Source organism: Bradyrhizobium sp. P5_C11_2 (assembly GCF_054049755.1).
The window spans coordinates 1-7,675 of the sequence record NZ_JBFULT010000364.1; the positions used below are offsets into that span (position 1 = coordinate 1).

Consider the following 7,675-nt stretch of genomic DNA (forward strand, 5'->3'; position numbering starts at 1 on the left):
GATTGTCCGCGCCCGAATAGTAAGGCGAGTTCTCGGTGATGACGGCGAGCTTCTGCCGCAGCGAGAACGGATAGAGGTCGCCCATGCTCTGGTCGAACGCCATCCGCACCATCTGCCGCCTGCTGGTCTGCGCCACCTTCACGTCGCGCAGGATCACGGGATCGGCGAGCGGCTTGAGCTCGCCAAGACGCGCCTCGAGCGCCGTCGCTGCGTGCGGTTCGCCGACCGAGGCCGTGCCGCGCAGCACTTCCGTGCCGTCGCGCTTGACCATCTGGATCTGGCACTGGCTCGTGCCGGGCAGCGGCTTCGACAGGATCGCCCGCACCTCCTCGCCTTCGTAGCAGACACTGCGATAATGCGCGGAAAGACATCCGGTCTCGAACCAGGCCTGTCCCCACAGCCGCGCGCCGAGCGGCGCGAACTGGCTGAAATGCGTCGGCCCCTCGATGGTGCCGCCCTTGAAGCCGAGTTTCTGCGCGGTCGCATCGTCGTGGATGGAGGCGTGCGCGTCGTAGACCTGGGCCTGAAGCATCTGGCGCGGCTGACGCCATGGCCCGATCAGAGCGCCATCGGTCTCCGTGATCTCGGTATCGAACGCTTTTGCCGTCATGGTGTCCCTCCGCAAGCAAGCCATGACTAGCAGGAGCGCCACGGATGCGGCCAGCGATATTGACTTCGCTGGCCCATGCTCTTGACTGTCACAATTCGCGTCGCGCAGCCGCAATCCCTCCCGCAGCGCAAACCCCACGCCGAACGACAGACGAGGACTTCTGAAATGACGCTGATGCAGGTCGAGCTGGACGATAAATACCGGCTCGAATCGAAGCGGATCTTCCTGTCCGGCACGCAGGCCCTGGTTCGACTGCCCATGTTGCAGCGCGAACGCGACCGGCTTCACGGGCTCAACACCGGCGGCTTCATCTCGGGCTATCGCGGTTCCCCGCTCGGCATGTATGACCACGCGCTGTGGCGGGCGAAGTCGCACCTCGCGCAGCACGACATCGCCTTCGTGCCCGGCCTGAACGAGGACCTGGCGGCGACCGCGGTCTGGGGCAGCCAGCAGGTCGGCCTGTTTCCGGGCGCCAAGGTCGATGGCGTGTTCGGCATCTGGTACGGCAAGGGCCCCGGCGTCGATCGCTCGGTCGATGCGCTCAAGCATGCCAACGCAGCCGGCACCTCGCTCAATGGCGGCGTGCTGGCGCTGGCCGGCGACGACCATGGCTGCCAGTCCTCGACGCTGGCGCATCAGAGCGAGCAGGTGTTCGCAGCCGCGCTGATCCCCGTGATCAATCCCGCCACGCTCCAGGATTATCTCGACCTCGGCCTCTACGGTTTTGCGCTGTCGCGCTTCTCCGGCTGCTGGGTCGGCTTCAAGGCGATCAGCGAGACCGTGGAAAGCTCGGCCTCGATCTATAGCGATCCCGAGCGCATCCAGATCAAGCTGCCCGATGATTTCGAGATGCCGCCCGGCGGCCTCAACATCCGCTGGCCCGACCCGCCGCTTGACGCGGAGAAGCGGCTGTTCGGCCCGAAGATGGAAGCGGTGCAGGCCTTTGCCCGCGCCAACCAATTCGACCGCATCGTGCTCGATTCAAAGCCAGCGCGGCTCGGCATTGTCGCGACCGGCAAGGCCTATCTCGATCTGCGCCAGGCGCTCGCCGACTTGGGCATCACCGACAAGGATGCGCAGGATCTGGGCCTTCGCATCTACAAGGTCGCGCTGACGTGGCCGCTGGAGGAAAACGGCGCGCGGCGCTTCGCCGAGGGTCTTCAGGATGTCCTGGTCGTGGAGGAGAAGCGCGGCTTCGTCGAAGACCAGCTGATGCGCATCCTCTACAACATCGATGCATCGAAGCGGCCGACGGTCACCGGCAAGCGCGACGAGCGCGGCGCGCCGCTGCTGCCGAGCGAGGGCGAGCTGACGCCGACCATCGTTGCCTCCGCGCTGGTGGCGCGGCTGCGCAAGCTCGGTCATCACAGCCCTGTGCTGGAGCAGCGCCTCGCACGGCTCGAAGCGTTCGACAATCCCGTCACCACCAGCGCGCCGATCAAGCTCGCGCGCACGCCGTTCTTCTGCTCGGGCTGTCCGCACAACTCCTCGACGAAGGTGCCCGAAGGCAGCCGCGCCATGGCCGGCATCGGCTGCCACGGCATGGCCTTGAGCATGCCGACCCGCCGCACCGACCTGATCTCGCATATGGGCGCCGAGGGCGTGAACTGGATCGGGCAGTCGCCCTTCACCACCGAGCAGCACATCTTCCAGAATCTCGGCGACGGCACCTATACGCATTCGGGGCTTCTCGCCCTTCGTGCCGCTTCGGTCGCCGGAATCAGCATCACCTACAAGATCCTCTACAACGACGCGGTCGCGATGACCGGCGGCCAGCCCGCCGAGGGCGGCTTCAACGTCGCGCAGATCGCCCACCAGGTCTGGGCCGAGGGCATCAAGCGGCTCGCGATCGTCTCGGACGATCCCGGCAAGTACCCGGATGGCAACTACTTCCCGCAGGGCGCGACCATCCATCATCGCCGCGAGCTCGATGCCGTGCAGCGCGAGTTGCGCGACATCAAGGGCCTCACCGTCATCATCTACGACCAGACCTGCGCCGCGGAAAAGCGACGCCGCCGCAAGCGCGGGCTGTATCCCGATCCCGCAAAACGTGCCTTCATCAACGAGCTCGTCTGCGAAGGCTGCGGCGACTGCTCGCAGGCTTCCAACTGCGTTTCGGTGCAGCCGCTGGAGACCGAGTTCGGCCGCAAGCGCCAGATCGACCAGTCGAACTGCAACAAGGACTTTTCCTGCGTCGAGGGCTTCTGCCCGAGCTTCGTCACGGTGCACGGCGGCACGCTGAAGCGGATCAAGACCTCCGGGGTCGATTCCGGACAGTTGTTCGCGGACCTGCCGCTGCCGCCGGCGCGTGAGCTCGACGCCCCCTACAACATCCTCGTCACCGGCATCGGCGGCACCGGTGTCATCACCATCGGCGCACTGCTCGGCATGGCCGCCCATGTCGACGGCCGCGGCTGCTCGGCGCTGGACTTCACCGGCCTGTCGCAGAAGAACGGCGCCGTGATGAGCCATGTGCGTATCGCGCCCAGGCCGGAGGACATTTCCGCGGTTCGCATCACCACCGGCGGCGCGGACGTCATTCTCGGCTGCGACATGATCGTCTCGGCTGGTCCCTCTGCGCTCAGCCGCGCCGAACGCGGGGTGACGAAGGCGTATATCAATGCCGACCTCCAGCCGACCGCGAGCTTCGTGCAAAACCCCGATCTCGATTTCGAGATGGGCACGATGCAGACCGTGCTGCGCGACGCCATCGGCGACAAGAACCTCGACATCATCGACGCCACCGGCATTGCAGCGGCGCTGATGGGCGACTCGATCGCAACCAATCCCTTCATGCTCGGCTTCGCCTTCCAGAAGGGCGCGATCCCGCTGTCGCTGGAAGCGCTGCTCCGCGCCATCGAGATCAACGGCGCCGCGATCGAGATGAACAAGCTCGCCTTCACCTGGGGGCGGTTGGCCGCCCACGACATGTCGCGCGTGCGCAGCGTGCTCCAGTTCAAGAACAGGGCGTCCGCTCCGACCAAGTCGCTCGACGACATCATCGCCACCCGCGCGGAGTTTTTGACCGGCTATCAGGACAAGGCCTATGCGGAGCGCTACCTCGCGGCCGTCGCCAAGGTCCGCAAGGCGGAGACGGCAGCCTCGCCGGCGTCCACGGAGCTTACGGAAGCCGTGGCCAAGAACCTGTTCAAGCTGATGTCCTACAAGGACGAGTACGAGGTTGCGCGGCTCTATACCGACGGCAGCTTTGCGAAGAAGGTTTCGGAGAAGTTCGACGGCGATTTCTCCCTGAAATTCTATCTGGCGCCGCCGATCTTCGCGCAGCGCGACAAGGTGACGGGCCATCTTCAAAAGAAAGAATTCGGCTCCTGGATGATCCATGCCTTCCGGTTGCTGGCGAAGCTGAAGTTTTTGCGCGGCGGCGCGTTCGATCCGTTCGGCCGCACCGAGGAGCGCAGGACCGAGCGGAAGCTGGTCGAGGATTATCTTGCGATGATCGATCAGCGGATCGCCGGGCTGAACGCGGCGCAGATCCCGCTGCTGGCAAGGCTCGCGCGCGTGCCCGAGACGATCCGCGGTTTTGGTCACGTCAAGGAGGCCAATATCAAGCAGGCGACGGCCGAGACGGCGCGGCTGGAGGCGGAGCTCGAGAACAGCCGCTTTGCGGCGGCGGCGGAGTAAGGGCAAGCCGGYGCCACACACTCGCTGTCATCGCCCGCGAAGGCGGGCGATCCAGTACGCCGCGGCGGTTGTTGTCAGTCTCGCTGCCTCCGGAATACTGGATGCCCCGCCTTCGCGGGGCATGACGTCGGAGAGGATGGCTAGACCGTGGCCGACACACCAGCAGTCGGCGCGAGCGACGCCCCCTCCGCCAGATGCCTCCCCGCAATGTACCCGAACGTCAGCGCCGGCCCCAGCGTGATCCCCGGCCCGGGATAGTTGCCGTTCATGATCGAGCCCATGTCGTTGCCGCAGGCATAGAGGCCGGCGACCGGCGTGCCGTCGTCGCGCAGCACGCGCGCCTGGGCGTCGACCTTCAGGCCGATGGCCGTGCCGAGATCGGCCGGATAGATGCGCATCGCGAAGAAGGGGACACGGAGGATCGGCGCGACGCAGGGGTTTGGCTTGTGCGCGGCATCGCCGAGGTGGCGCTGATAGATGGTGCTGCCGCGGCCGAATTCGGGATCGCGCCCCTCCTTCGCGTCGGCGTTGTAGTTCGCAACGGTTGCGGCGAGCGCGGACGGCTTGATGCCGATCTTCGCGGCAAGCTGCGCGATGTCCGAGGCCTCGATGAGTTCGCCGCTCGCCACATAGCGACGAACGCTGCGCGTCAACGGCCTGATGCGGCCGAGGCCGTAGTTCCAGAGGAACTGACGGTCGCAGATCAGATAGAACGGACGATCCGGCTCGCCATGGCCGTCGCGCAGCATCGCGAGCACGAACTCGTGGTAGGACAGCGCCTCGTTGACGAAACGCCGGCCGGCCGCGTTGACGGCGATCACGCCGGGCTTGGCGCGGTCGGTCACTGTGTGCGGAAAGACGCCGCGGCTGCCGTCGGCGCGCCGGAACAGCGAGGCCGGCACCCAGTACGCCGGGCTTGTCGCCTCGGTATTGAGCGCAGCGCCGGTCGCAGCGGCGAGGCGAAGCCCGTCGCCTGTGCCGGATGTGGTGGTCGCCGAGACAAGCCCGGCCGCAGGCGGGAAGAAGCGCTTACGCAAAGCGGCATCGTGCGAGAAGCCGCCAGTGGCGAGCACCACGCCACGGCGCGCGGAGATCGGGCGATCGCGGGCGCCATGACGGATCACCACGCCATCGACGCGCTCGCCCTGCATCGACAGATCCTCGACGTCGGCGCTGAACAGGATTTCGACCTGCCGCGCCAGCAGCGAAGCGTAAAGCCGTGCGGCAAGCGCGTTGCCGAGATGCAGCGTCGTGCCGCGCGGGCTGTGCAGCCTTTGCAACGCGTATTCGGAAACCAGCCGCGCGGAGCGCAACGTCGAGCGCAGCGATCTCCCGATCCGGCGCAGGTGCGGGATGTCGAGACGATTGACCATCATGCCGCCGAACAGCGTGAACTCCGGCAGCGGGGGCCGCAGCCGCGCAAAACTCGCGCCCAGCCGCGTGCCGTCAAAGGCGACCGGCTCGAGCACGCGCCCGCCGGGCGTCGCGCCCAGCCGCTCCGGATAATAATCCGGATAGGCTTTCACGGCTTGGAGCCGTACTTCGGTGTTGGCTTCGAGATAGGCGATCGCCTCCGGGCCACGCGCGAGGAAGGCCGCGCGCAAGCCGGCATTGGCGGGTTCGGGCACCGTGCTCGACAGATACTGAACGGCGTCGGCGACGCTGTCGGACAGCCCCGCCTCCCTCATCTTCCGATTGGCGGGGATCCAGACCATGCCGCCAGACCATGCGGTGGTGCCGCCAACGAACGCAGTCTTTTCGATGACCAGCACGCGCAAGCCTTCGGCGGCAGCAACGGCCGCGGCCGCCATGCCGCCTGCACCAGCGCCGATGACAATGACGTCGTAGGTCTCTTGCACCGGCATCATAAGACGGGCTTTCCGGGACGAGGCATGACCCAGTCATACCCCGCCCGGAGGGACCAGCGCTAGCGCGCCGGCTTGCGCTCGATCGGGTCGATATCGATCGCCCGCAGGCGGCCGAGCCGCAGCACGTCCATCGCGAGGCGCCGGCCGATCCGGTCGCGGTCGAGCACGCGGATCAGATCGTCGACGCCGTTGATCTCGACGCCGTCGAGCCTGATCACGACATCGCCGGGCAACAGGCCCGCCTTCGCCGCCGGGCCGTCCGGCTCGATCTGCGCCAGCAGCGCGCCCATCTTGTTCTCGACGCCGGCCAAAACCGCGTGCCGCCGCGGGACCGGCGCGGTCTGACCGGCGACGCCGATATAGGCGCGGCGGACATAGCCGTGGCGGATAATCTCCGACAGCACGAACTGCGCGGTGTTGCTGGCAACCGCAAAACAGATGCCCTGCGCACCGCTGATGATCGCGGTGTTGATGCCGATCACCTCGGCAGTCGACGACACCAGCGGCCCGCCGGAATTGCCGGGGTTGAGCGCCGCATCGGTCTGGATCACGTCCTCGATGGTGCGTCCGCTGACCGAGCGGATCGAGCGCCCAAGCGCGGAGACCACGCCGGCGGTGACGGTCGATTCGAAGCCGAGCGGGTTGCCGATTGCGATCACGAGCTGTCCGCGCCGCAGGCTCTTGGAGTTGCCGAGCGCGGCATAGGGCAAGTCGCGGACGCCGTTGGCGCGGAGCAGCGCCAGGTCGGTGTCGGGATCGACACCGAGCACCCGGGCGTCGCCGACATGGCCCTCGACGTCGCGCAGCCGGATCTCCTTGGCGGCGCCGACCACATGGCTGTTGGTGAGGACGAGGCCGTCCGGCGAGATCACGATGCCCGAGCCGAGCCCGCCGCGCTCGCGGCCGTTCGGCACTTTCGGCCCGGTCTCGACGCGCACGACGGCCGGGCCGACGCGGTCGGTCACGTCGATCACGGCATTGGAATAGGCGTCCAGCAGGGCCCGGTCATTGTCCGGGGCAGCCGCCGCCGTTCGCGATGACGGTGCGTCATCGGCGATTTCTGAGGTCAAATCCAACATGGCAAAAGTCCTTGAGGCTCACACAGATGGTGGCCTCGTCCCTCTCGCGCAAGTGGCCCGCCTGGGGTGCAAAGCTGGGCTGCCGGGTGTTGACTGCCCAAGTGGCTAGGGCGCGCGCCGCAGCGTGCCCGCCCTCGCCTTCACTGGATCGAGCAGCGACCAGTCGCCGTCCGGGAGGACATAGCCCTTGGGGAACGGCGCGCGCAGCTCCAGCCCGAGCGAGCGCAGCACGCGGTCGTCGCGGTAGTAGCATTGCAGCACGACGCGGACGAGAGTTGCGGCAGCCCCGCCGCCGTGCTTGCGAAACTCCTGCGCCACCGCATCGCGCCTGACGGCATCGAGCCCGGCAAGCGGTTGGCCCGCCAGCCGGGCCAGATGATCCAGCGCCTGCCGCACCGGCGCGGTGTCACGGCCGAGCGTCGCGAGGATATCCGCCTGGATCGCGGGATCGTCGGCGCCGGGCACCTTGTACTCGT

Annotated in this window: 4 protein-coding genes and 1 pseudogene; 1 reads left to right on the forward strand and 4 read right to left on the reverse strand. The window is 67.1% G+C overall.

Translation table 11 applies throughout. The features are described from left to right. A pseudogene (locus ACXJL8_RS27610) lies at positions 1-610 on the reverse strand (hypothetical protein); the annotation flags it as partial. 165 nt (positions 611-775) lie between these two features. On the opposite strand from ACXJL8_RS27610, the gene ACXJL8_RS27615 reads away from it, so the two are divergent. Next, on the forward strand, positions 776-4,252 hold the full coding sequence (locus tag ACXJL8_RS27615) for an indolepyruvate ferredoxin oxidoreductase family protein (protein ID WP_456619663.1): 3,477 nt from the start codon (positions 776-778) through the stop codon (positions 4,250-4,252). Positions 4,253-4,392: 140 nt separating this feature from the next. Here the strand turns inward: ACXJL8_RS27615 and ACXJL8_RS27620 are convergent, their stop codons facing one another. From ACXJL8_RS27620 to ACXJL8_RS27630, 3 genes are all read right to left on the reverse strand, one after another. After that, complete coding sequence (locus tag ACXJL8_RS27620) at positions 4,393-6,120, reverse strand: FAD-dependent oxidoreductase (RefSeq protein ID WP_456685930.1); 1,728 nt, start codon at positions 6,118-6,120, stop codon at positions 4,393-4,395. Positions 6,121-6,179: 59 nt separating this feature from the next. Then, entirely contained in the window at positions 6,180-7,199 is a 1,020-nt protein-coding gene (locus tag ACXJL8_RS27625; RefSeq protein ID WP_456619665.1) for a S1C family serine protease, read from the reverse strand. A 105-nt stretch (positions 7,200-7,304) separates the two neighbouring features. Continuing rightward, positions 7,305-7,675: hypothetical protein (locus ACXJL8_RS27630; protein WP_456685931.1), on the reverse strand; the 371-nt coding region annotated here is incomplete at its 5' end.